Consider the following 22603-nt stretch of genomic DNA (forward strand, 5'->3'; position numbering starts at 1 on the left):
GGCGGGGGCGCTCCGCGGTGCTCAGGCCGCCTCCTCGGCCTCGCCCGCGAACAATCCGGCGGCCGTGGTCCGCCGGAGGCGCTCGAGCTCCTCCAGCTGCCGGTCGGCGCTCTCGAGCAGCTCCTCGAGCCGGCCCCGGTCTAGGCGGTCGTCGTGTCGGGACACCGCGAGCATGGTGATCCACCCGCGCTTCTTGCCCTCGACGCCGAGGGCCAGCATCTCCAGCTCGAAGACGTCGCTCAGCGGGGAGCGGCGCAGGAGCCGGCCGTTGGGCTTCAGCCTCGCCAGCGTCTCGCCGAGGCCGGCCAGCGCCTGCCAGCTGCGGCCCTTCGAGGCGCCGAGGGCCTCGGCGAACCCCTCCAGCGCGGAGCGCTCCTGCTCGACCTGCCGGGCGATCCCGCCCAGGCTCTCCCGCGTCTGCGGGTCCCGCTGGGTTCGGGCGGCCCGCCGGAACAGGTCCAGCCCTCCCTTGGAGCCCACCAAGTGGTGCTGCACGTAGTCCCGGAGGAAGAAGTCTCTCTCGTGGTGTCGTGTCATCTGATCATCAGGCCTTTCGCGCGATGGGTCGTCGTCTCGGTCGTCTCCGGCGCCGCGGCGGCCGGGCTCCTCAGTCCTCCTCCAGTCAGCCTTTCTCCAGTCCGAGCAGCCGCAGCTCGATCCCGGCGTACCGGTCCAGGAGGTCCAGGGCGTGCTCGCGGCCCTCGGGCTCGTGGGAGATCGCCTCGCGGATGCCCTCGAGCTTCTCCCGGTCCTGGTAGAGCGGCGGGAGCATCGGGGTCCGCGGATCGGTCGCGACGTCGATGACCACCGGCCGGTCCGCCGCGAGCGCGCGGTCGATGCTCTCCCCCAGCTGCCCCGGCTCGGTGACGGTGATGCCCTCGAGCCCGAGCTGGCGGGCGTAGGCCGCGGCGTCGAACCCCGGCAGCGCCTGGCTCTGCTCGAACCGCGGCTGGCCCTCCATCTCCCGCTGCTCCCAGCTCACCTCGGCCAGGTCCCCGTTGTTGAGGACCACGAGGACGAAGCGGGGGTCCTCCCACCGCTGCCAGGCGCGGGCGAGGGTGATGAGCTCGTTGACCCCGAGCATCTGCAGGGCCCCGTCCCCGGCGAAGGCGACGAGGAGGCGCTCGGGATGCAGGAGCTTCGCGGCCAGGCCGTACGGGACCGCGCACCCCATGCTGGCCAAGGTGCTGGAGAGGTGGGAGCGCCCCACCGGGCCCCTCCTGAGCTGCCGGGCGTACCAGTAGACGCTCGATCCGACGTCGACGGCCACCATGGCCTCGTCCGTCAGGCGCTCGTCCCACTCGCGGAAGACGGCCTCGGGGTTGACCCGCCCCGGGGCGACCTCCACGGCGGCGCGCTCCCGGGCGATGCGGCGGCCGGCGTCGACGGCCTGGACGGTCCGCTCCCGCCACGCCGTCTCCTCCAGCCGGCTCGTCCGGGAGAGCAGGCCCTCCAGGGAGGCCGCGGCGTCGCCGGCAATGCCCGCGTCCACCGGGTGCCGGTTGCCCAGCTTCACGGGGTCGACGTCGATCTGGACCGCCGGCACGCTGCCGGGAGGCGGGTAGTACTCCGTCCAGGGGTCGTCCGAGCCGACGATCAGCAGGGCGTCGCACTCCTGGAGCACGACGGCGCTCTCCGGCGTCCCGAGGTGGCCCATGGTCCCGGCCGCGTAGGGCGCCCTCTCGTCCACGTGGGGCTTGCCGAGCAGGCTCGTCACGACGGCGGCCCCGCGGTGCTCGGCGAAGGCCTCCACCTGCTCCCACGCCCCCGCGGCGCCCTGGCCCACCAGGAGGGTGAGCCTCCGCGAGGGGGCCAGGACCTCGGCGGCCCGGTCGAGGGAGTCCGCGGACGGGCGCACCGCCGGGGCGGCGCTGACGGATGAGGTGGGGATCTGGCCGTGCTCCTGCCCCGGCTCGACGGCGGGGGCCTCCTGGACGTCCTGGGGCACGATAACCACCGCGGGCCCGCGGTGGTTCAGGGCCTGACGGAAGGCGCGGTCGATCGCCATGGGCGCCTGGGCGGGCGAGGCGAGCTGCTGGGCGAAGCCGACGGCGACGTCCTGAAAGAGCGTGTGCAGGTCGACCTCCTGCTGGTAGCCGGAGCCCAGCGTGTCGGTCTGCTGCTGCCCGACGATCGCGACCACCGGCACGCTGTCCGAGGCGGCGTCGTACAGGCCGTTCAGCAGGTGGATGGCGCCAGGCCCCTGGGTGGCCGTCACGACGCCGACGCCGCCCCCGTACTTGGAGTGCCCCACCGCCATGAAGGCCGCCGCCTCCTCGTGGCGCGCCTGGACGAACTCGGGGGATCCCGCGCGCTGGAGCGCGCCCATGAGCGCGTTGTTGCCGTCGCCGCTGTAGCCGAAGATGCGCTCGACTCCCCAGGCGGAGAGGCGGCGCACGATGAGGTCGCTGGTCAGCATGAGGTCCTCCTGGGGGATGTTCTGGATGGTCTCGCAGGTCGGCCTAGGAAGGCCGTTCCCACGGTGGCCGGGGTCCGCGGATACGACGACCGGGGGCGGCGTACGCCGCCCCCGGTCGCCATCCCGCACCATCGGGTCAGGTCGACCCCGCCGATGGCGGGTGATCACGGTAGGCTCCGGTCAGCTGCCATTGCCCCCGCTGTGACGGCCACCCTTGGCCTTGTCCTCCGTGGACTGGGCCTGGGCGCCCTCCTGGCCCGCCTGATGCGGGTCAGCCGCGTTGGACTCGCCGAAGCTGCCGCTGCTGGCCTCGCCGCCCTTGTGGGCCTGCTGCTCAGTGTCGTTGCGGTTGCCGAACTGTCCGGGGTTGTTCTTGTCAGCCATCATCCACTCCTTTGACGAGAATTTCGTGGTTTTGACCGGAGCTTGTTGCTCCACGACCACGCTAAGCACCCCGGGGAAGGTATTTCAACCAGGATCAGGAAAAACCTCGGGAATTCTCCCAGGCCTCTGACCGACTCTTGCGGAGCCCCCGCCATCATGCGGATGTAGCCCTGTCATCCCTGTAACAAGCGGCCGCTGGAGCGGCAGAGAAGGATACTCCTCCATCCTCATCATGTCCATGGGTCTACATTTTTTAAATTTAACCGTTTGGCCCCTTGGACTCGTGGGACAACCATCACATAATGCCCTGCGGAACTCCACGGGAGAAGATATAAACAATGGAGTATGTATAAAAGGGGCTTCCCGGAAATATCTTTTGACGGTAGATTTTTCCTTCATCAGTCCGGCAAACCCGCGTCGGGGGTCGGACGGTCGAGAGCATGCGCCCTGCCGAGGCGGACTCTCCCACCACTCGAAGGAGGACGATGAGCTTCTCGGAGGTCCACGAGGGTATCCACATGATCCGACGGGGCGGCGTCAACTGCTGGCTGATAGCGGACGAGGGCGGGCTGACCCTGGTCGATGCCGGCCTGCCCGCCTTCTGGCGGGACATCGGCGTCGCCATCAGACGCCTCGGACGGCGCCCGGAGGATCTGAGGGCCCTGATCCTCACCCATGCCCACTTCGACCACGTGGGCACCGCGGCCAGGCTGCAGAAGCGGCTGTCGCTGCCCGTCTACGCCCATCCGGCGGACGCGACGCTGGCAGCCCATCCCTATCGCTACTCCCGGGAGAGACCGGCCGTCCTCTACCCGTTCCGCTATCCCCGGTCCATCCCCCTCCTGGCGTCCATGGTCCGCGACGGCGCGGCATGGGCACCCGGCGTCCGGGGCATCACCCCCGTGGCGCCCTACGAGACCCTCAGCTGCCCCGGCGCCCCTCGCGTCATCCCGACGCCCGGCCACACCGACGGCCATATCAGCCTGCACCTACCGGAGCGCGACGCTGTCATCACCGGTGACGCCCTGGTGACGCTGGACCCCTACACCGCCACTCGCGGCCCCCGGATCGTCGCGGGGGCCGCCACTGCCGACAGCGAGAAGGCCCTGGCCTCCCTGGAGGGCATCGCCGAGACCGGCGCGCGTTTCATCCTGCCGGGCCATGGCGAACCCTGGGCCGGAGGAGCGGCGGACGCGGTGGCTGCGGCCCGCACCCACGGCCCCTCCTGAGGAACTTCCCGGCCCCGCCCCAGCTACCGACGAGCAGGAGACATACGATAGAGCCATGATCTCTTCACAGCCCACCGAACAGGACGACCCGGAAGCCGGTTCCGGGCAGGACGAGAGCTTCTCCACGGAGGAGATGGCGCCACGAGCTCGGAACCAGCTCGCCAACCTCTGGGAGGAGTTCGACCACGACAAGGAGTTCGCGCGGAAGATCGGCGCCATCGTCGGCTGCGAGGGCGGCTGGAACGTCCCGGAGCACGTGGTCCCCCACGAGCTGCGGCAGACGCGGTCCTACGACAAGGCCATCGACCTCATCGCGGCGGTCAGCGAGGCCCTCGCCGACCACCCCGGGCAGCGCGATCGCTTCGAGGCGGGGGCCAACCAGATCTTCGAGGAGCACGAGATCCCCTACGCCTTCGCCGAGGGCGCCCTCACCCGCCTCGACAACCGGGGCTGACCGCGCCGGGCCCTCCGCGCCCTATGGTGCGGAGAGCCGTTCGGAGCAGCCTCTCAGAAGGAGGGTCCCGAGGGGACGCTCCACTCATCGATGACCTGATCGAGGGTGGTCAGGTCCACCTGCCGGTCCTCGACCAGCTGGTTCAGCGCGGCCTCCTGGTAGTGGGGTCTGCTGTCGGCGATCGCGTCGGTGACGATCGTGGTGCGGACGTTCCGGGCGTACGCATCGCGGGCCGTCTGCGCGATGCATCCGCTCGTGGTGACACCGGCCAGGAACACGTGCGCCACGCCGAAGTTCTTCAGCCGCAGCTCCAGGTCGGTGGCGAACCACGCGCTGTCACGGGTCTTCTCCACCCGCGTCACGTCCTCGGTGCTCAGTCCCTCGACCAGCTCGGTGGAGGAGTCGCCGTGGAAGAGGTACCCCTGGCCGTCGTCGAGCATGCTGAGCGTCCACGTCGAGCGGTCGCGGCTGTGCTCGGTGGTGATCAGGAAGACGGGGACTCCCACCGCCTTGGCGGCCTCCGAGAGACGGTTCGCGGCGTCCACGAGGTCCGTCTTCCTCCCCTTCATCTCCTCCGCCTGGAAGAAGCCCTCCTGCAGATCGATGATCAGCAGAGCCGATTTCACGTGGTCCATCTCCTCGGGTCGTCGGACGAGCGTCCCGGCCCGGGGCGCTCCCCGGTGCCTGCGCCCCCGAGAGCGATGTTACTCGCCGGTGCGGCGTCCCCAGAAGCACTCCCGGGCCGGAATCTTCCGCGACCTCAGCGCTCGGCCCGGAATCTCCGCAGGCTCAGCGCCGCTCGCCCTCTTCCAGGCTCATCCCCCATCCGAGGAGCCACCGCGGAACAGGAGGTTCCGCCACGGGGCCTGTTCCACCACCTTCCAGCCGGCGGGCGCGGCCTCGCGGAGCTCCGCGGCCGTGAAGCTGCGCCGCACCGAGATCATCCCGTCCACGCGGACGAAGGAGGCGCGGCGCGGGGGCCGCAGGAGCAGGGGCGCCGTCCCCAGGGCGTAGAGGCGGTAGGCCCAGGGGCTGCGCCGGATGTCGCTGTGCACGACGACGCCCCTCGCCAGGTGCGCGGAATCCTCCAGAAGCTGCCGGAACGCGGGTCCTCGCAGGTGATGCAGCACGTGGTTGGAGATCACGGCGTCGAATCTCCGCCCCTGGGACACCAGCTCGCCGCTGCCGGCCCGCAGGAACTCGACGCCGTCCGGGCCCGGCCGCGCGGCGGCCCACGCGTGGGCGCGCTCGTCGGGGTCGATGCCGGTCACCCGTAGGTCCAGCCCGTCCCGCCGGGCCCAGCGGGCGAGCGAGCGGGCGACGTCGCCCCCTCCCGACCCGATGTCCAGCAGCGTGGCGGTGCGCCCACGGGGGAGGCGGGGGCGCAGCAGCCGCACGTACGTCCGGCGCCATCCCGCGACCATCGCGTTGACGAAGCGGAAGTCGGCGTAGGTGCGGTTCAGCGCGGCGAGGTCGCACCCGGCGTCGTCCATGAGCTCCACGGCATCCTCGTCCCGGTGCCGCAGGTCGGAGAGGAGGAGGGCCGCCGGGTCCCGGCCGGGGGTCATCGGGTCTTCCTCATCAGCGCGGTCTCCACGGTGAGGCCGGGGCCGAAGGCCATGCCGCAGACCAGCTCCTCGTCCGCGTCCATGGGCGCCCGGAGGATCTCGCGGAGCACGAAGAGGACGGTCGCGCTGCTCATGTTGCCGTAGTCCCGGAGCACGGCGCGGGAGGGCTCGAGCTGCTCGGGGCTCAGGCCGAGGGTCTCCTCGACCTTGTCGAGGATGCTGCGCCCGCCCGGGTGGATCGCCCAGTGGCGCACGGCGGTCCGGTCCTCGCCCACCAGCGGCGCCGTCGCCTCCTCGATGTGGGTCCCGATGATCTGCGGGACGTAGGAGCCCAGCACCATCTCGAAGCCGAGGTCGCCGATGCTCCAGGCCATCTCCTCCCCGCCGGTGGGGGTCACCGTGGTCTCGAAGCGGTCCAGGTGCAGGACCGGGGCGGGGGCCTCGCCGGCGGGAGCCTGCGCCGTGCCGGGAGCCGGCACGGCGCCAGAGGCCAGGACCGCGTCGGGCCCCGTGACCACCGCCGCCGCCGCGCCGTCGGCGAACAGCGAGGCACCGCGGATGGTGTCCGGGTCCTCCGCCGTCCGCAGGTGGATGCTGCACAGCTCGGCGCACACCACCAGCACGACGGCGCTGGGGTCCGCGCCGCAGATCTCCGCGGCCTGGCGCAGGGCCGGGAACGCCGCGCAGCACCCCATGAAGCCGAGGTGGGAGCGCTTCACCGACGCCGGCAGCCCGAGGCCGCGCACCACGTCCAGATCCGGGCCGGGCGCGTAGAATCCGGTGCAGGAGGCGGTGACCAGGTGCGTGACCGCGCCCGGCTCGAGGCCCGGGCAGGCCTCGACGGCGCGCCGGGCGGCGCCGACGAAGAGGCCGGGCGCCTCGCGGGCGTAGAAGGCGTTGCGGGCACCGGTGCTGGGGGCGAGGACCTCGCGGGTGCGGACGTCGAAGAAGAGGGGCTCGACGGCGTCGGGGGCGGGATCTCCGGCGGGGCCGGGCGCGGGCCCTCCGGCAGCCTCGGCCCCCGCGGCCGCGGCGGCCGAGGCTCCACCGCCCGGCGCCGCGGCGCCCGAAGTCCCGCCGTCCGAGGCCGCGGCCAGTCCCAGCTCCGCCACCGCCGTATGGCGCCGCTCGATCCCCGAGTGGTCGAATGCCGCCCTGATCAGGCGTTTCGCGAGCGCGCTGATCCCCGGCTGCTCGGCGAAGACATTGCGCAGCTCCTCCTGGCGGAGGGAGACGGGCGGGACGGCGATCTCGATGGATCTCAGGACAGCGGGCATAGCTCATTCTTTCCCTCCGGCTGGACGGGCGCAACGGCGACGCGGCCTCCGGGAAGAGCGCCTCCCCGCGGCCCACCGACCCGTCCCGGTCTGGGACGGGCGCAGGATCAGCGCCGAAGCAACGCGGAAAGCCGCCGGGGCGAAGACCCCATGGGGCCCGCCCCGGCGGCTCCCGCCCCCGCCCGGGAGCTAGCGCGACTCGTCGAACTGGTTGACGGTCCCTGCCCCCGTGGCGGCCGCGCCGCGGATCGGGAGGCTGTTCGTCTCGATGTCCTCCAGCGAGCGCCCGCGGGTCTCCGGCACCCTGGCCCGGACGAAGATGACCCCGAGGAGGCAGATGACGCCGAAGATCGCGAACACGGCCTCCTGGGGCATCGATGCGGTCATGATCGGGAAGAGCAGCCCCACGGCGAAGGAGCCGATCCAGTTGAAGGAGGAGGCGACGCCGGACGCCCGCCCCCGGATGGCCAGCGGGAAGATCTCCCCCACGATGACCCACGTCAGCGGCGCCCAGGTGAAGGAGTAGAACGCCACGTAGATGCTGAGGAAGATCACGATCATCATGGGGTCGGCATCCGCGATGAGCGTGTTGAGGAGAGCGGGGAGGAGGAAGGACAGGCCCATGACCGTGCCTCCCACGGTCAGCAGCAGCCGCCGGTTGAACTTGTCGGCGATGAGCAGGAACAGCAGGGAGCCCAGCACGAGGATGACGCCCTGGATGATGGGCCACAGCAGCGCCGAGCTGGCGGAGTTCCCGGTGGCGTTCTCCACGATCAGCGGGATGTAGTAGAAGATCGCGTTGGCGCCCTGGAACTGCTGGAACGCCGCGACCCCCACGCCGGCGATCACGAGATAGCGGTACTTGCCGTCGAGGAGTGAGGCGAAGGAGGTCCTCGCGGCGGACCGCTCCTCCCTCCGCGCCATGTCCTTGATCGTCGCGACCTCGCGCTGGGCCTCCTGGGGGCTCCGGATGTATCCGAGGACCCTCAGCGCCTCCTGCTCGCGGCCGTGCTTGATGAGGAACCGGGGGGACTCAGGCAGCCGCAGGACGCCGAAGTACAGGACGATGGCCGGCAGCGCCGCCATCGCGAGCATGGTCCGCCAGGCCCAGGTCTCGGGGAGGTCCTTCAGGAGGAAGTCCACGATGTAGGAGAGCAGCATCCCCGAGACGATCATCGTCTGGTTCAGCCCGGAGAGCCTGCCCCGCAGCCGCGCGGGCGCCAGCTCGGACATGTAGGCGGGGACCAGGGCGGAGGCCGCGCCGACCGCCAGGCCCAGGAGGATCCTGACCAGCACCAGGTACAGGGCACCGTCGTGCGGCGCCATGCCGCAGAGGATCGAGCCCAGCACGAAGACCAGCGCCGAGGCCAGGATCATCTTGCGCCGGCCGAACCGGTCCGAGAGCTGCCCGGCCAGGGCCCCGCCGAAGATCGCGCCGAACATGACGCCGGAGGTCACCCAGCCGATCACGGCCGCCTCGTCGTAGAGGCCCCAGTCGCTCTGGAGGAACGGCAGGGCGCCGGTCATGACGCCGATGTCGTAGCCGAAGAGGATCCCTCCGAAGGATCCGAAGAAGTATATGAACCTGCTGGAGACTTTCTTCTCTTGCTCCATTTTCCACTCCTCGCGGGGAACCGGAGTTCGCCCCTCATGGTCCGAGGATCGCCGTGATCCTTCGAGTTGTCGGTGCGGCCCGCCTCGCGGCCGGAGCGGTCGGCGATTCTGTGCCGGTGCGCTGCCGAGGGGCCGGGCGTCGGTGCGACGTCGTCCCTCGTCTCACAACAGCCGTCCTCGCTGACACGCTGCCTCTTCCGGGTGGGGCCTCGAGCGTCTAACCCTGATGGAGAAGCAGGAAGTTAGCGCTAACATTTATGATGTGATGTAGCCTAGCCCACAGTTTTTCAGGATGTCAACGCTCACATTTTGGGGCGTCGAAGGCCCGCCGCGCCCCTGGGAGGGGCGGCCTCAGGGCATCCCGCGGCCCGGCGGCGGCGCGGTCAGCCGCAGGCGGAGGCAGTCGACCCCCGTCGCGACAAGGTGGGCGGCACCGGCGTCAGGTCGGCCTCCTGGCCGTCGACCTCGGCCATCACGGCCTCTACGACCCGGTGGCCCAGCTCCGTGAAGTCCTGACGCACCGTGGTCAGCGAGGGGGTGAAGAACTCCGCCTCCGGGATGTCGTCGAAGCCGACCACGGAGACCCGGCCGGGGACTTCCACTCGCGCCTCGTGGAGGGCCGAGAGCAGGCCCAGCGCCATGGCGTCGTTGGCCGCGAACACCGCCAGGGCCCCTTCGGGCTCGGCCCGCTCCGCGATCTCCCGCCCCAGCCGGTAGCCGCTGGCCGGCGTCCAGTCGCCGTGCACGACCACCGGGTCGACGCCCGCCGCGGCGCACTCCTCGACCGCCCCCTTGGTCCGCTGGGCGGCATCCACCCAGCGCTCCGGCCCCGAGAGCAGCACGATGCGCCGGTGCCCCAGCTCGAGCAGATGGCGCACGGCGAGGCGGGCCCCCTCGTTCTGGTCGACGCTCATCGTCGCCAGGGAGGGCAGCTCATGAGGGTCGGGCCCGACGACGATCACCGGCACGTCGACGCTCAACGAGGACAGGTAGCGCATCACGTCCTCCTGCGCCGCGATCACGACGATCGCCTCCACGGCCCGGTCCAGGCAGACGCCGATGGCGTTCTCGAACTCCTGCTGCGCCCCCTCCCTGATCGTGGCGAGCAGGGTGGTGTAGCTGCGATGCCGGGCCGCCTCCTCGATCCCGGCCAGCGTGCTGGTGGGGCCGTAGAGGAAGGAGCCCGCGGCGATGACGCCGAGCAGCCCGGAACGGCGCGTCACGAGGGTGCGGGCGGCGTTGTTCCGCCGGTACCCCAGCTCCGCGATGGCCGCCTCGATGCGCTCCTTGGTCTGGGGGCGCACCCCTGCGAAGCCGTTGATGACCCGCGAGACGGTCTGATGGGAGACGCCGGCGTGCTGGGCGACCTCGGCCATGCTGGGACGACGATTCCGCTTCTCCATGCCGTTCAGCCCCCTGTGCTCGCCGGCGCCCGAGTGCACGCCCTGCAACACCTCAGGGTATCTCAGCACCCGGCGCGACTGCGCCGGAACGGCGCCCGGCCACCAGGGCGGCTCGGCCGCACGCGCCCCACCCCGCCCCTCGAGCACAGCCGCCTCCCCCAGGCGGCCCCCGGCTGAAGGCGCCGTCATGCCCTTGCGAGGGACCCGATGATGATGCAGGATGAGAGGCGCACCACAAATGTTAGCGTTAACAAACAGCGAGGAGACCGGCCCATGCGGATCTGGAACCCTGACTCGAGAGCATGCGGACCCCGAGGAGCACGGTCATGAGCGCCCCTTCGGACACGGCGGGGCACCGGCAGGACATCGAGGCCGGCCGGACCGTCCTGGGGATCGAGCTCGGCTCCACCCGCATCAAGGCCTGCCTGGTCTCCCCCGACGGCGTCGTGCTGACGACGGGGGAGCACAGGTGGGAGAACCACTGGATGGAAGGTCACTGGACGTACCCCCTGGAGGAGGTGTGGACCGGCCTCGCCGCCTGCTACGAGGACATGGCGCAGCGGGCCGAGGACGCCTTCGGGGCGAGGCCGGGCAGCTTCGCGGCCCTGGGGATCTCGGCGATGATGCACGGCTACCTGGCCTTCGACTCCGCCGGCGAGCTGCTCGTGCCGTTCCGCACCTGGCGGGACACGACCACCGGTCCCGCCGCCCGGGAGCTGTCCGAGCGGCTGGGGACCAACATCCCGCTCCGCTGGTCCGTGGCGCATCTGCGCCAGGCGATGCTGGACGAGGAGCCTCACGTATCCCGCCTGGAGCACCTGACGACGCTGGCGGGGTACGTCCACTGGAAGCTGACCGGGCGGCGGGTGCTCGGCGTCGGCGACGCCTCCGGCATGTTCCCGGTCGACGACGCCGGCCGCGGCTACGACCGCCGCCGCATGGACCTGCTCCGCGAGCTGGTCGGGGACAGCCTGCCCGTCGACGTCGCGGAGGTGTTCCCCGAGGTCCTGCGGGCCGGCGAGCCCGCCGGCACCCTCACCGCCGAGGGCGCCCTGCTCCTCGACCCCTCCGGGCGACTGGCTCCCGGTGTCGCGCTGTGCCCTCCCGAGGGGGACGCCGGCACCGGGATGGTCGCGACCAACGCGGTGCGCGCCCGGAGCGGCAACGTCAGCGTCGGAACCAGCATCTTCGCGATGGTCGTCCTGGACCGCCGGCTGGACGGCGGCCCTCCCGAGATCGACCTGGTCGCCACCCCTGCGGGGGCGCCCGTCGCCATGGTGCACTGCAACAACGGAGCCGATGAGCTGAGCCGTTGGGTGGAGCTGTTCGCCGAGGTCGCCCTGGCCTTCGGCACGCGCCGCACGGTCGATCCCGACGAGGCGTACGCGGCCATCCTCACCGAGGCGCTCAGCGGAGAGGCCGACGCCGGCGGCCTCCTCGCCTTCAACACCACCTCCGGCGAGCCGGTGCTCGGCCTGGAGGACGGCCGGGCCCTGACGGTCCGGGCGCCTGGCAGCTCCCTCTCCCTCTCGAACTTCATGCGGGCCCAGGTCTACTCGGCCTTCGCGGCCCTGGCCATCGGACTGGAGCTGCTCGACGGCGAGGGCACCGCGCCCGAGGCCCTCCACGCCCACGGCGGCCTGTTCCGGACCGCCGGCGTCGCGCAGCGGTTCCTCGCCGCGGCCACCGGGACGCCGGTCGCCGTGTCCCGGGGCGCCTCCGAGGGCGGGGCGTGGGGAATCGCCCTGCTCGCCGCCTACCTGGACCACGCCGGCTCCTCACTCGAGGACTACCTCCAGGACGTCGTCTTCCTCCACGCCGAGACCCACGTGGTGGATCCCCGCGACGGGGACGTCGAGGGCTTCCGGAGGTACCTCTCCCGCTACCGGGAGGCCCTGGAGCTCCAGAGGACCGCGGCGGCCACCGTGAACGCACCCGAGCGCCCGACCCAGAACCCCGAGGAGCAGCATGCCTGAGACCGATATCCACGACCTTCCCCCCGCGATCCAGCGCTCCCTGCTGGAGGCCCGCGAACGAGTCGCCCGCCTCCACGCGGAGCTCCCCCGCTGGAACCTCGTGGTCTGGACCGCCGGCAACGTCTCCGAACGGGTGGTCGTGAGGGGAGACGGGCGGCCGAGCGCCGAGGACCTGCTGGTCATCAAGCCCTCCGGCGTCTCCTACGACCAGCTCTCCGCCGAGGCGATGGTCGTGTGCGACCTCCGCGGGAGGCTCCTCGACGGCACGCGCAGCCCCTCCTCCGACACCGCGGCGCACGCCTACGTCTACCGCCGCATGCCCGAGGTGGGCGGGGTGGTCCACACCCACTCCTCGTACGCCACCGCCTGGGCGGCCCGCGGCGAGCCGATCCCCTGCGCCCTGACCATGATGGGCGACGAGTTCGGCGGCGAGGTGCCCGTGGGGCCCCTGGCGATCATCGGCGACGACTCGATCGGCCGGGGGATCGTGGAGACCCTGAGCGGCCACCGCTCGCCCGCGGTCCTCATGAGGAACCACGGGCCGTTCACCATCGGCCCGAGCGCGGAGGCGGCGGTCAAGGCCGCCGTGATGGTGGAGGAGGTCGCCAAGACGGTGCACCTGGCGCGCCAGCACGGCGAGCCGCTGCCGATCCCCGAGGAGGTCGTGGACCGCCTCTATGAGCGATACCAGAACGTCTACGGACGATGAGCCGCCGGAGCACGCCCCCGTCCGGCCCCGACACCAACCAAGGAGCAGCAATCCGATGATGAAGAACCCGTTCACCGAGCACGAGATCTGGTTCCTGACCGGCAGCCAGGGCCTGTACGGCGAGGAGACCCTGCGGGAGGTCGCCGAGCAGTCCCAGCGGCTCGCCTCGATCCTGGCGGACTCGCCCGACATCCCGGTGCGGATCGTGTGGAAGCCCGTCCTGACCGATTCCGAGAGGATCCTGCAGACCGTCCGGGAGGCCGAGGCGGCGCCGCAGGTGATCGGGCTGATCGCCTGGATGCACACCTTCTCCCCCGCCAAGATGTGGATCCGGGGGCTCGAGGCGCTGCGCAAGCCGCTCCTGCACCTGCACACCCAGGCCCATGAGGAGCTGCCGTGGGCCAGCATCGACATGGACTTCATGAACCTCAACCAGGCGGCCCACGGCGACCGGGAGTTCGGGTACATCCTCACCCGCCTCAACGTCCCCCGCGTCACCGTCGTCGGCTACGTGACCCATTCCGCGTGCACGCGGCGGATCGGGACGTGGGCGCGCGCCGCCGCGGGGTGGCACGAGGCCCAGAGCCTGCGGATGGTCCGCTTCGGGGACAACATGCGCAACGTGGCGGTGACCGAGGGCGACAAGACGGAGGCCGAGATCCGCTTCGGGACCTCGGTCAACACGTGGTCGGTCGGTGAGCTGGTGCAGGAGGTCGACGCCGTCGGCGAGGAGACCGTGGACGCGCTCGTGGAGGAGTACGCCGGGCTCTACGAGATCGAGGCCGAGCTGCGTCCCGGCGGCTCACGGCACGAGTCGCTGCGCTACGCCGCCCGCCAGGAGGCCGCCATCCGGGGCTTCCTGGAGCGCGAGGGCGCCGGGGCCTTCACCGACACCTTCGAGGACCTGGACGGGCTGCGCCAGCTGCCGGGCTTCGCCGTGCAGCGCCTGATGGCCGACGGATACGGCTTCGGCGCCGAGGGCGACTGGAAGACCGGTATCCTGATCCGCATCGCCAAGGTCATGGGATACGGCCTTCCCGGGGGCGCCAGCCTCATGGAGGACTACTCCTACGACCTGCGGCCCGGGCAGGAGAAGATCCTGGGCGCCCACATGCTCGAGGTGTGCCCGTCGCTGACCACGCGGCGGCCGAGGGTCGAGATCCATCCCCTGGGCATCGGCGATCGCGAGGACCCGGTGCGCCTGGTGTTCGACGCCGACCCCTCCCGCGGCGTCGTCGTCGCGATGTCGGATCTGCGCGACCGCTTCCGCCTGACGGCCAACGCCGTGACCGTCACCGAGCCGGACGAGCCGCTTCCCCGGCTCCCCGTGGCGCGTGCCGTATGGCGTCCGGAACCCGACTTCCAGACCTCGACGACGTGCTGGCTGACCTCCGGCGCAGCGCACCACACCGTGCTCACCACGGCCCTCGGGATGGAGGCGTGGCGGGACTTCGCGACGATCGCGGGTGTCGAGCTGGCGGCCATCGACGAGGGCACCACGGCGCACGGCTTCGAGGAGGCGCTGCGCTGGAACTCGGTCTACCACCGGGTGGCGCAGGGGTTCTGAGCTCCTCCGAGGTTCTGAGCATCTCCGGGATCCTGAGCACGTCGCGGGGCCGTCCGCCTTGGCTCCTCCGCGGCGTCATGCCGGGCATCCGGCATATGTCCCGCACCGCTCCTCTGCGCTTGTGCTCCTCTGACCGCCCCGCCTAACCTCTGGAATCAGCGGCCCCACACAGCCGCACCGCAGGATTGCGACCCGGACCGAGCGCGGCTCGTCGCCGGGGCAAGACCTGGGTCCCGCGCCGCTCCGGCGCGCGGGACCCGGGTCTTTTTTCATGCCGTCATTCCTGCGCCGAGCACCGCCCCGATCCCGGGCCAGGAGACGAAGGAGTTGTCATGGCGACCAGCAGGATGGATGCACCCCGGCTCGCGCGGGAGGTGCTCGACGCCGTCGGCGGCCAGGGGAACGTCCGCTCGCTCACCCACTGCGCGACCCGCCTCCGCTTCGTCCTCGCGGACCCCGCCCGAGCGCAGACCGAGCGGATCGAGGGGTTGGACGGCGTCGTCGCCGTGAGGTCCGCCGGCGGGCAGTACCAGGTGGTGGTCGGCGACGAGGTCCCCCGGGTCTATGCCGCGCTCCACGCGATCGCCTCCTTCGGGGTGCGGCCGGACGGGACGGACGCGGGCGCGACGCCGGACGGCGCGGGACCGACGCCGAACGCAGCGGAGACGGCTCCCGGCACCCCGGGTGCCACCCCGGAGGGAGCGTCCTCCCCGGCCCCTCAGGGAGCCTCGAGGAACCTCTTCAACCGCTTCATCGCGCTGATCGCCGAGCTCTTCACCCCGATGCTCTGGCCGCTGGCCGGCGCCGGCCTGTTCAAGGCGCTGCTGACCCTCGCCGTCGCACTGGGCTTCGACAAGGCCTCGCAGGAGCACACCATCCTGTACGCCGCCTCGGACGCGCTGATCTACTTCCTGCCGGCGCTCATCGCGCTCTCCGCGGCGAAGCGCTTCGGCGCCAACGCGTACACCTCCCTCGCCCTCGCCGGCTTCCTGCTCTACCCCAGCGTGATCGCCCTGAACACGGCCGGGGAACCCGTGAGCTTCTTCGGGATCCCGGTGGTCATGGTCTCCTACGTCTCCTCGGTGATCCCGATGATCGTGGTGGTCTGGGTGCAGGGCCACCTGGAGCGCCGGCTCCTGCGGGTGCTGCCGGCCTCGCTCCGGAACTTCACGACGCCGCTGATCGTGCTCGCGCTGCTCTCCGTCGTCACGCTGCTGACCATCGGCCCCGCGACCGTGGCCCTCGCGCAGGGGATCTCCGGCGGGATCGAGTGGCTGTTCGCCCTCTCGCCGGTCGTCGCCGGGGCCGTCCTGGGCGGACTGTGGCAGGTGCTGGTGATCTTCGGCCTGCACTGGGGCATCGTGCCGATCCTCATCAACGACATCGCGACGCTGGGCTACAGCGTCATGAAGACCGCGACGGCGGCCGCCGTCCTCGCCCAGGGCGCCGCCGCGCTGGCCGTGTTCTTCCGCGTCCGCGAGCGGAAGCTGCGCCAGGCCGCGGCGCCCGCGGGGCTCTCCGGCCTCGTCGCCGGCGTGACCGAGCCGGCGGTCTACGGGGTGAACCTGCCGCTCAAGCGCCCCTTCGTCATCGCGTGCGTCGCGGGAGCGATCGGCGGGGCGATCGCCACCTCGGGGGGCTCCGCGGCCGACGTGACCGGCCTGCCCTCCCTGCTCTCGCTCACCGGGTACATGAACTACGGCAACTTCGCGGTGTTCCTGACCGGGATGGCAACGGCGATGGCCCTGGCCTTCGTCCTGACCTACCTCTTCGGGGTGCCGGCGGAGCGACGGAAGGCCCGGGAGGCCCCCGTCACGAAGCCCGCCGGTCGAAGGTCAGATGGGTGACCCCGCTGGGCGCCGAGACGGCCTCGATCTCGTAGTCCCGCTCCAGGCCCTCCAGGCCGTCCCACAGCCTGACGCCGCGGCCGAGCACGATCGGGACCTGGACCAGGTGCATGTGGTCGACCAGGCCCGCGGCGAGGAAGTCGCGCGCGAGGGTGGCGCCTCCGCCGATGCGAACGTCCAGGCCCTCCGCGGCAGCGCGGGCGGCCTCCAGCGCCTCGGCCGGCTCCGCGTCGAGGAAGTGGAAGACGGTCCCGCCCTCCATCTCGATCGCCGGGCGCGGGCGGTGGGTCAGCACGAAGACCGGCGTGCGGAACGGGGGCTCCGGGCCCCACCAGCCCGTCCACTCGGCCTCGTCCTGCCAGCCCGGCGGGCCGAACTTGCCCGCGCCCATGATCTCGGCGCCGATGCCGGGCTCGTTCTGCTGGGCGAAGACGTCGTCGACTCCGGCGGAGCCGCCCTCGCCTCCCAGGATCGGCGCGCCGAAGCGAGTGGCGAACATCCACTCGTGCAGCCGCTGCCCGGCGTGGCCCATAGGCGTCTCGAGCGACTGTCCCTCACCCGCCGCGAAGCCGTCCAGCGATACGGAGAGGTTGTGGATGCGGGTCCGTGCCATCTGCTGACTCCGTCTGCTCGTCCGAGGAGGCCTCCCGGACGAGGCGCCCGTGAGGCTCACTCTAGGCTCGACCGGCACGATGCGGAAGGCTCCGGCCTCCCGCATCGGCTCCGCGTCCCGCCTCACCTCGGCGTCCCGGCCTCCGTCGCTCCCGGCGACCGCGGCACGGCGCTTGATAGCCTCGGAAGAGGAGGTCATCGTCATGGACAGACACGACCACAACAACTACGACTTCGTCGACTCCTCGGGCTCCGGCGACGCGGACATGGGCCACGGCGGCCTCAACACCCCGGAGCGGGAGCCCATGGGAGGCGCCAAGCTCGTCTCCCTGATCATGACGATCCTGGTCTTCGGCGGCATCTTCGCCTACGTGCTGTTCGGGTGAGGTCGGCTCGCACCGGGCCGAGCGTCCTCAGCCCCGCATCCCCAGGAACTCCTCCAGCCGCGCCCGGTGCGGGGCGACGTCGAGTCCCTGCTCCGCGAGCCACCGCTCGGAGTAGTACCGGTCCAGGTAGCGCTCCCCCGGGTCGCAGATCAGCCCGACGACGCTGCCCCGCCGTCCCCCGGCCCGCATCTCGCCGATCAGCCGCAGCGCAGCCCACAGGCCCGTTCCCGTGGAGGCCCCGGCCTTCCGGCCGATCAGCTCGTCCAGCACGTGGACGGCGGCGATCGCGGCGGCGTCGGGCACCCGCATCATCCGGTCGATGCTGCTGGGGAGGAAGCTCGCCTCCACCCGCTGGCGCCCGATGCCCTCCATCCGCGAGCCGACGGCGGTGACGGCCTCCGGGTCGTGGTCGCGCCAGCCGGGGAAGTAGGCGGAGTTCTCCGGGTCCGCGACGCAGATGCCGGTGGCCCGCTGGGTGTAGTTGACGTAGCGGGCGAGCGTCGCGGAGGTCCCGCCGGTGCCCGCCGTCGCCACGATCCAGGCCGGCTCCGGGTGCGGCTCCCGCGCCATCTGGGCGAAGATCGACTCGGCGATGTTGTTGTTCCCCCGCCAGTCGGTCGCGCGCTCGGCGTAGGTGAACTGGTCCATGTAGTGGCCGCCGCACTCCCGGGCCAGCGAGGCGGCGACGTCGTACACCTCGCGCGGATCCTCGACGAAGTGGCAGCGCCCGCCGTACAGCTCGATGAGCTTGACCTTCTCCCGGCTGGTGGAGCGGGCCATCACCGCGATGAAGGGGACGCCGATCAGCCGGGCGAAGTAGGCCTCCGAGACGGCCGTGGAGCCGCTGGAGGCCTCGACCACCGGGCCGTCCCGGCGGATCCAGCCGTTGCACAGCCCGTACAGGAACAGCGAGCGCGCCAGCCGGTGCTTGAGCGAGCCGGTCGGATGCGTGGACTCGTCCTTCAGGTAGAGGTCCACTCCCCACTCGGCGGGCAGGGGCACCGCGAGCAGATGCGTGTCCGAGGTGCGGTTGCCCTCCGACTGCACCGTGGCGATCGCGGCGTTGAGCCAGGCGCGGTGCTCCGGGTCGTAGCGGTCGATGTCCTCGGCCTCGAGCGGCGGGATCCCGGCGCTCATCGGCGGCCTCCCGCCGGCTGAACGGAGGAGCCTGCAGCGAGGCGCGCGGCCTCCGCCTTCGGGTACGTGTGCATGGATCCCTACTTCCCTGTCAGCTTGCGAGACGGACCGCGGACTCCGGCGAGCACGATGCCGGCCAGGTGGTCCTCCGCGAGGAGCGCCCCACCGGCCGCACCTCTCTCCTCCTCCCACCATAGACCGGAGGGACGACCCGCTCGCACCCTGTCCACAGGCTCTCAGGTCTGCGCCGACGCCGGCCCCTCCCACCGCCTCATCGTCCAGGCCACCCCCAGCAGCATCACCGTCCCGAGCACCGCCGCGAGCGCGAAGGCCGCGAACCCCCAGGACTGATGACCCGTCGCGAAGAGCCACCCGCCCATCCCGGGGCCGAACACCGCGCCGAAGCGGCCCATGCCGGTGGTCCAGCCGATCGCCGTCGCGCGACTCTGGGCGGGGAAGACGTGGGCGACCGCCGCGTAGACCATGGTCTGCGCGCTGAAGAGGAACGCTCCCACCAGGAAGACCAGGGCGTACGTCAGCGGCAGCGGGGCCTTGAACCCCAGGAGGAACGTCCCCAGGGCGGTGACGAGGAACCACAGGGTGGCGACTCGCATCGGCCCCCACGCGTCGGAGATGCGTCCGGCCACGAGCATCCCCACGATGCCGCCGGCGTTGACTGTGAGCAGGAACGCCAGGGAGGAGCCGAGGGGATGCCCCTCGGCCTGCATCAGGGCTGGAAGCCATGTGCTCACCCCGTAGACCAGGAGCAGACCCGCGAAGGATGAGAACCAGAAGAGCAGCGTCGTCACCCCGCGGCGGCCGCGGAACAGTCCCATCATGCCGAGCCGCGCCTTGCCGGTTCCCACGGCCTCCCGCCTCTGCCCGCGACGCCCTCGTGCCGCCAGGAATCCGGGCGATTCCGGCAGCACCAGGAGCGCCAGCGGGACGACCACCAGCACCGGGACGACGCCGACCCAGTAGATCGAGCGCCATCCCAGCGCGGAGACGAGCGAGATGCCGAGCAGCGCCGCGGCGATGCCTCCGGCGTGGTGGCCCGTCATGAGGACCCCGATGGAGAGGTTGCGCCGCCGCTCCGGGGCAGACTCGGAGACCATCGCGATCGCCGTCGGGAGCAGGCCCCCGAGGCCGAGGCCCGCGACGAGCCGTCCCGCCCCGAACACCTCGGCGGTGGGGGCGGCCGCGCACAGCCCCGAGGCGAGCGAGAAGACCGCGCAGCACGCCGCGATGCCCCAGCGGCGGCCCACCGCGTCCGTCAGGAGCCCCGCGCTGAGGGCCCCGAGGAGCATCCCGAAGGTCGCCAGCGATCCGATGACTCCCGCCTGTCCGGCCTCCATCCCCAACGATTCGTCGGCCAGCATGGCCGGAATCGTCGCCCCGAACATGAACATGTCCAGGCCGTCGAAGAACACGGCCGTCCAGCACAGGCCCAGTACGAGGCCGGCCCCGCGTGGGCTTCCCCGCTCGGCCCCGGTCCCCTGCCCTCCTCTCCCCCGCCTCGCCCCTCCGCCCGCGAAAAGCGCCCGCCGTTCCATGCGTCCCCCTCTCTCTGCCGGGCCCCGACCTCGAGCCCTCCTCATCGAGCCACGGTAGGAAGGGAGGACGCGGGCGCAGCGGACCGGTGCGCTGGGCGCACCGAATCGGCTTCCACGATCCCGGCACGGATTCCAGGGCGATGCCGGCCCTCTGCTCTCGGGGAAGGGCCCCTTCCCCTCTCGGCCGCATCCGCCCCTGGACAATTCCGGAATCTCTCGGATATAATCTGCATCACGGTCATCCGACCGGCAGTCCTTAGGATTGTGACTCGGGGCGGGGTTCACTCCCCATCATCTGAGGCAAGACCTGAGCTATCGAACGTTCCCCACTGGGCGGCGTCGAGAGCTCGGGTCTTTTTTATTGCCTGGGTGCCCGGGTCCCCCTCCGGCTGCCGCCGGACCCGCCCGCAGGCCTCTATTGCACGCACCTCTACTCAGTGCGCCCGAAAACAGGCCCCAGCACCGCATATGCCATAGACGAAGGAGTTTCCATGGCATCGACCAAGGTCGACTACGCCCAGACGGGCCAGGAGATCCTCGCCGCCGTCGGCGGGGAGGACAACGTCAGCTCCCTGACGCACTGCGCGACCCGCCTCCGCTTCAAGCTCAAGGACGCCTCCCAGGCGGACACCCGGAGGATCAAGGGCCTCGACGGCGTCGTCACCGTGATGGAGGCCGGCGGCCAGTACCAGGTGGTCGTGGGCAACGACGTCCCCAAGGCCTACGCCGCCATCATCGCCGCCAGCGGCCTCGGCGGCGACGCCCCGGCGGAGGACGACGCGCCGAAGGGCAGCCTGCTCAACCGCTTCATCGAGCTGATCTCCAGCCTTTTCCTGCCGATGCTGTGGACGCTGGCCGGCGCCGGCCTCTACAAGGCCTTCCTCGCCCTGGCCGTGACCCTGGGATTCGACGCCGAGTCCCAGGAGTACGCGATCATGAACGCGGCCTCGGACGCGATCATCTACTTCCTGCCCTTCATCCTCGCGGTCACCGCCGCCAAGCGGTTCAAGACCAACCAGTTCACCTCGATGGCCCTGGCCGGCTTCCTGCTCTATCCCGGCATCGTCGCCTTCTCCGAGGGCACGGATCCCGTGAGCTTCTTCGGCATCCCGGTCTTCGCGGTCTCCTACGTCTCCTCGGTCATCCCGATCATCGTGACCGTGTGGCTGCAGAGCTACCTGGAGAAGTGGCTGCTGAAGGTCCTGCCCGCCGCGATCCGGAACTTCACGACGCCGCTGATCGTCATCCTGGTCCTCAGCCTCCTGACGCTGCTGACCCTCGGCCCGATCACGGTGTTCCTCTCCGAGGCGATCTCCGCCGGCATCGGCTGGTTCTGGAGCCTCTCCCCGATCCTCGGCGGCGCCCTGCTGGGCGGCTTCTGGCAGGTCTTCGTGATGTTCGGCCTGCACTGGGGATTCGTCCCCATCATGCTGAACGACCTGATCACGCAGGGGTCCTCCCCGCTCAGCGGCGCCATCTTCGCGCCAGTGATCGCTCAGGCCGCCGCGGCGCTGGCCGTGATGATCCGCACCAGGAACGCCAAGCTCAAGCAGCTGGCCGGGCCCGCCTCGCTCTCCGGCTTCCTCGCCGGGGTCACCGAGCCGGCCGTCTACGGCGTGAACCTGCCGCTGAAGAAGCCCTTCATCTTCGGCTGCATCGGCGGCGCCATCGGCAGCGCCATCGCCGCGGCGGGAGGGTCGGCCGCGGACTCCTTCGTGCTGCCCTCCCTCCTGGCGCTGCCGGCCTACCTCACCGTGGGCAGCTTCACCGCCCTCCTGACCGGCATCGGCGTCGCCGTCGTCGTGACCTTCCTGCTCACCCTCTTCTTCGGGATGCCCAAGAAGGACCCCGAGGACGACGCCGCCACCCCCGTGGAGCGCAAGCTCGCGCAGGGCGGCGACTCCGGCGTCCCGGCGGACACCAACCCCATCGGCACCAAGGTCGTCCCCGCCGAGGCCCAGGTGGTCCCCGCCGGCACGATCGTCCCGGTGGCCGTGGACGAGGAGAACACCACGGACCTGGTCTCCCCCGCGACCGGCCACACCGTGGCGCTGGAGGATTTGTCCGATCCGGTCTTCTCCTCCGGGGCCATGGGGAAGGGACTGGCCGTCGTTCCGAGCGCCGGCCAGGCGATCGCGCCGATCTCCGGCGTCGTCGTCACCGCGCTCGACTCCGGGCACGCCTTCGGGATCCGCTCCGAGACCGGCGTCGAGGTCCTGATCCACGTGGGCATCGACACCGTGAAGCTCGACGGCGCGCCGTTCACCGCCCACGTGGCCAAGGGCGAGCGCGTGGTCGCCGGTCAGCCGCTGGTGGACTTCGACATCGCCGCCATCAGGGAGGCCGGGTACGACCCCTCGGTCATCATGATCGTCACCAACACCGGGAACTTCTCCGCCGTGGAGCCCGGCATCGGCAAGGACCTCGCGGCCGGCGAGCTGGCCGTCGTCGTCGAGCCCTGATCCCCG

19 protein-coding genes are annotated in these 22603 nt (G+C 71.3%); 8 read left to right on the top strand and 11 right to left on the bottom strand.

Features of this window, described 5'->3' with window-relative positions:
* Window positions 1-21: 21 nt before the first annotated feature.
* From EWV39_RS04045 to EWV39_RS04055, 3 genes are all read right to left on the bottom strand, one after another.
* Window positions 22-537, bottom strand: coding sequence for a hypothetical protein (locus tag EWV39_RS04045; protein WP_129656974.1), 516 nt, complete (start codon window positions 535-537; stop codon window positions 22-24).
* A gap of 85 nt (window positions 538-622) precedes the next feature.
* Window positions 623-2419: a thiamine pyrophosphate-requiring protein gene (locus EWV39_RS04050; protein WP_129656975.1), complete on the bottom strand. Its 1797-nt coding sequence runs from the start codon at window positions 2417-2419 to the stop codon at window positions 623-625.
* 180 nt (window positions 2420-2599) lie between these two features.
* Window positions 2600-2803, bottom strand: a complete 204-nt coding sequence (locus EWV39_RS04055; RefSeq protein ID WP_129656976.1) for a hypothetical protein — start codon at window positions 2801-2803, stop codon at window positions 2600-2602.
* 485 nt (window positions 2804-3288) lie between these two features.
* On the opposite strand from EWV39_RS04055, the gene EWV39_RS04060 reads away from it, so the two are divergent.
* Together EWV39_RS04060 and EWV39_RS04065 are read left to right on the top strand one after the other, a co-directional pair.
* Window positions 3289-4032 (top strand): MBL fold metallo-hydrolase, encoded by a 744-nt coding sequence (locus tag EWV39_RS04060; RefSeq protein WP_129656977.1) that lies wholly within the window; start codon window positions 3289-3291, stop codon window positions 4030-4032.
* 55 nt (window positions 4033-4087) lie between these two features.
* The gene (locus tag EWV39_RS04065) at window positions 4088-4486 is read left to right on the top strand and encodes a hypothetical protein (protein ID WP_129656978.1); all 399 of its coding nucleotides are present in this window, start codon (window positions 4088-4090) and stop codon (window positions 4484-4486) included.
* Between the two features lie 53 nt (window positions 4487-4539).
* Here EWV39_RS04065 and EWV39_RS04070 read toward each other — a convergent pair whose 3' ends face one another.
* The 5 genes from EWV39_RS04070 to EWV39_RS04090 form a co-directional block, all read right to left on the bottom strand.
* Window positions 4540-5112, bottom strand: coding sequence for a cysteine hydrolase family protein (locus EWV39_RS04070; protein ID WP_238148013.1), 573 nt, complete (start codon window positions 5110-5112; stop codon window positions 4540-4542).
* Window positions 5113-5301: 189 nt separating this feature from the next.
* Complete coding sequence (locus tag EWV39_RS04075; protein WP_129656980.1) at window positions 5302-6054, bottom strand: class I SAM-dependent methyltransferase; 753 nt, start codon at window positions 6052-6054, stop codon at window positions 5302-5304.
* Window positions 6051-7331, bottom strand: a complete 1281-nt coding sequence (locus tag EWV39_RS04080; RefSeq protein WP_129656981.1) for a type III polyketide synthase — start codon at window positions 7329-7331, stop codon at window positions 6051-6053. Before EWV39_RS04080 ends, EWV39_RS04075 begins: the two co-directional genes overlap by 4 nt.
* A 189-nt stretch (window positions 7332-7520) precedes the next feature.
* Window positions 7521-8945: a sugar porter family MFS transporter gene (locus EWV39_RS04085; RefSeq protein ID WP_129656982.1), complete on the bottom strand. Its 1425-nt coding sequence runs from the start codon at window positions 8943-8945 to the stop codon at window positions 7521-7523.
* Between the two features lie 383 nt (window positions 8946-9328).
* Window positions 9329-10387, bottom strand: a complete 1059-nt coding sequence (locus EWV39_RS04090) for a LacI family DNA-binding transcriptional regulator (RefSeq protein ID WP_202864883.1) — start codon at window positions 10385-10387, stop codon at window positions 9329-9331.
* Between the two features lie 287 nt (window positions 10388-10674).
* Between EWV39_RS04090 and EWV39_RS04095 the strand changes: the two genes are divergently transcribed.
* From EWV39_RS04095 to EWV39_RS04110, 4 genes are all read left to right on the top strand, one after another.
* Window positions 10675-12324, top strand: coding sequence for a xylulokinase (locus tag EWV39_RS04095; protein WP_129656983.1), 1650 nt, complete (start codon window positions 10675-10677; stop codon window positions 12322-12324).
* The gene (locus EWV39_RS04100; RefSeq protein ID WP_129656984.1) at window positions 12317-13033 is read left to right on the top strand and encodes an L-ribulose-5-phosphate 4-epimerase; all 717 of its coding nucleotides are present in this window, start codon (window positions 12317-12319) and stop codon (window positions 13031-13033) included. Before EWV39_RS04095 ends, EWV39_RS04100 begins: the two co-directional genes overlap by 8 nt.
* A gap of 58 nt (window positions 13034-13091) precedes the next feature.
* The gene (araA, locus tag EWV39_RS04105; RefSeq protein WP_129657384.1) at window positions 13092-14600 is read left to right on the top strand and encodes an L-arabinose isomerase; all 1509 of its coding nucleotides are present in this window, start codon (window positions 13092-13094) and stop codon (window positions 14598-14600) included.
* Between the two features lie 332 nt (window positions 14601-14932).
* Window positions 14933-16447, top strand: a complete 1515-nt coding sequence (locus EWV39_RS04110) for a PTS transporter subunit EIIC (RefSeq protein ID WP_129656985.1) — start codon at window positions 14933-14935, stop codon at window positions 16445-16447.
* Here EWV39_RS04110 and EWV39_RS04115 read toward each other — a convergent pair.
* A complete protein-coding gene (locus EWV39_RS04115) occupies window positions 16413-17060 on the bottom strand; it encodes a dihydrofolate reductase family protein (RefSeq protein ID WP_129656986.1) in 648 nt (215 codons plus the stop codon). The two genes, EWV39_RS04110 and EWV39_RS04115, sit on opposite strands and share 35 nt — an antisense overlap.
* Before the next feature lie 202 nt (window positions 17061-17262).
* Here EWV39_RS04115 and EWV39_RS04120 point away from each other — a divergent pair, with 202 nt between their 5' ends.
* Window positions 17263-17445, top strand: coding sequence for a hypothetical protein (locus EWV39_RS04120; protein WP_129656987.1), 183 nt, complete (start codon window positions 17263-17265; stop codon window positions 17443-17445).
* A 27-nt stretch (window positions 17446-17472) separates the two neighbouring features.
* On the opposite strand, the gene EWV39_RS04125 is transcribed toward EWV39_RS04120, so the two are convergent.
* The gene (locus EWV39_RS04125) at window positions 17473-18582 is read right to left on the bottom strand and encodes a PLP-dependent cysteine synthase family protein (protein WP_129656988.1); all 1110 of its coding nucleotides are present in this window, start codon (window positions 18580-18582) and stop codon (window positions 17473-17475) included.
* 236 nt (window positions 18583-18818) lie between these two features.
* On the bottom strand, window positions 18819-20012 hold the full coding sequence (locus EWV39_RS04130) for an MFS transporter (protein ID WP_238148016.1): 1194 nt from the start codon (window positions 20010-20012) through the stop codon (window positions 18819-18821).
* A gap of 614 nt (window positions 20013-20626) precedes the next feature.
* Between EWV39_RS04130 and EWV39_RS04135 the strand changes: the two genes are divergently transcribed.
* On the top strand, window positions 20627-22597 hold the full coding sequence (locus tag EWV39_RS04135) for a beta-glucoside-specific PTS transporter subunit IIABC (protein WP_129656990.1): 1971 nt from the start codon (window positions 20627-20629) through the stop codon (window positions 22595-22597).
* Window positions 22598-22603 lie beyond the last annotated feature (6 nt).

Source organism: Rothia halotolerans, assembly GCF_004136635.1.
In the GTDB taxonomy this organism is placed as follows: Bacteria; Actinomycetota; Actinomycetes; order Actinomycetales; family Micrococcaceae; genus Rothia; species Rothia halotolerans.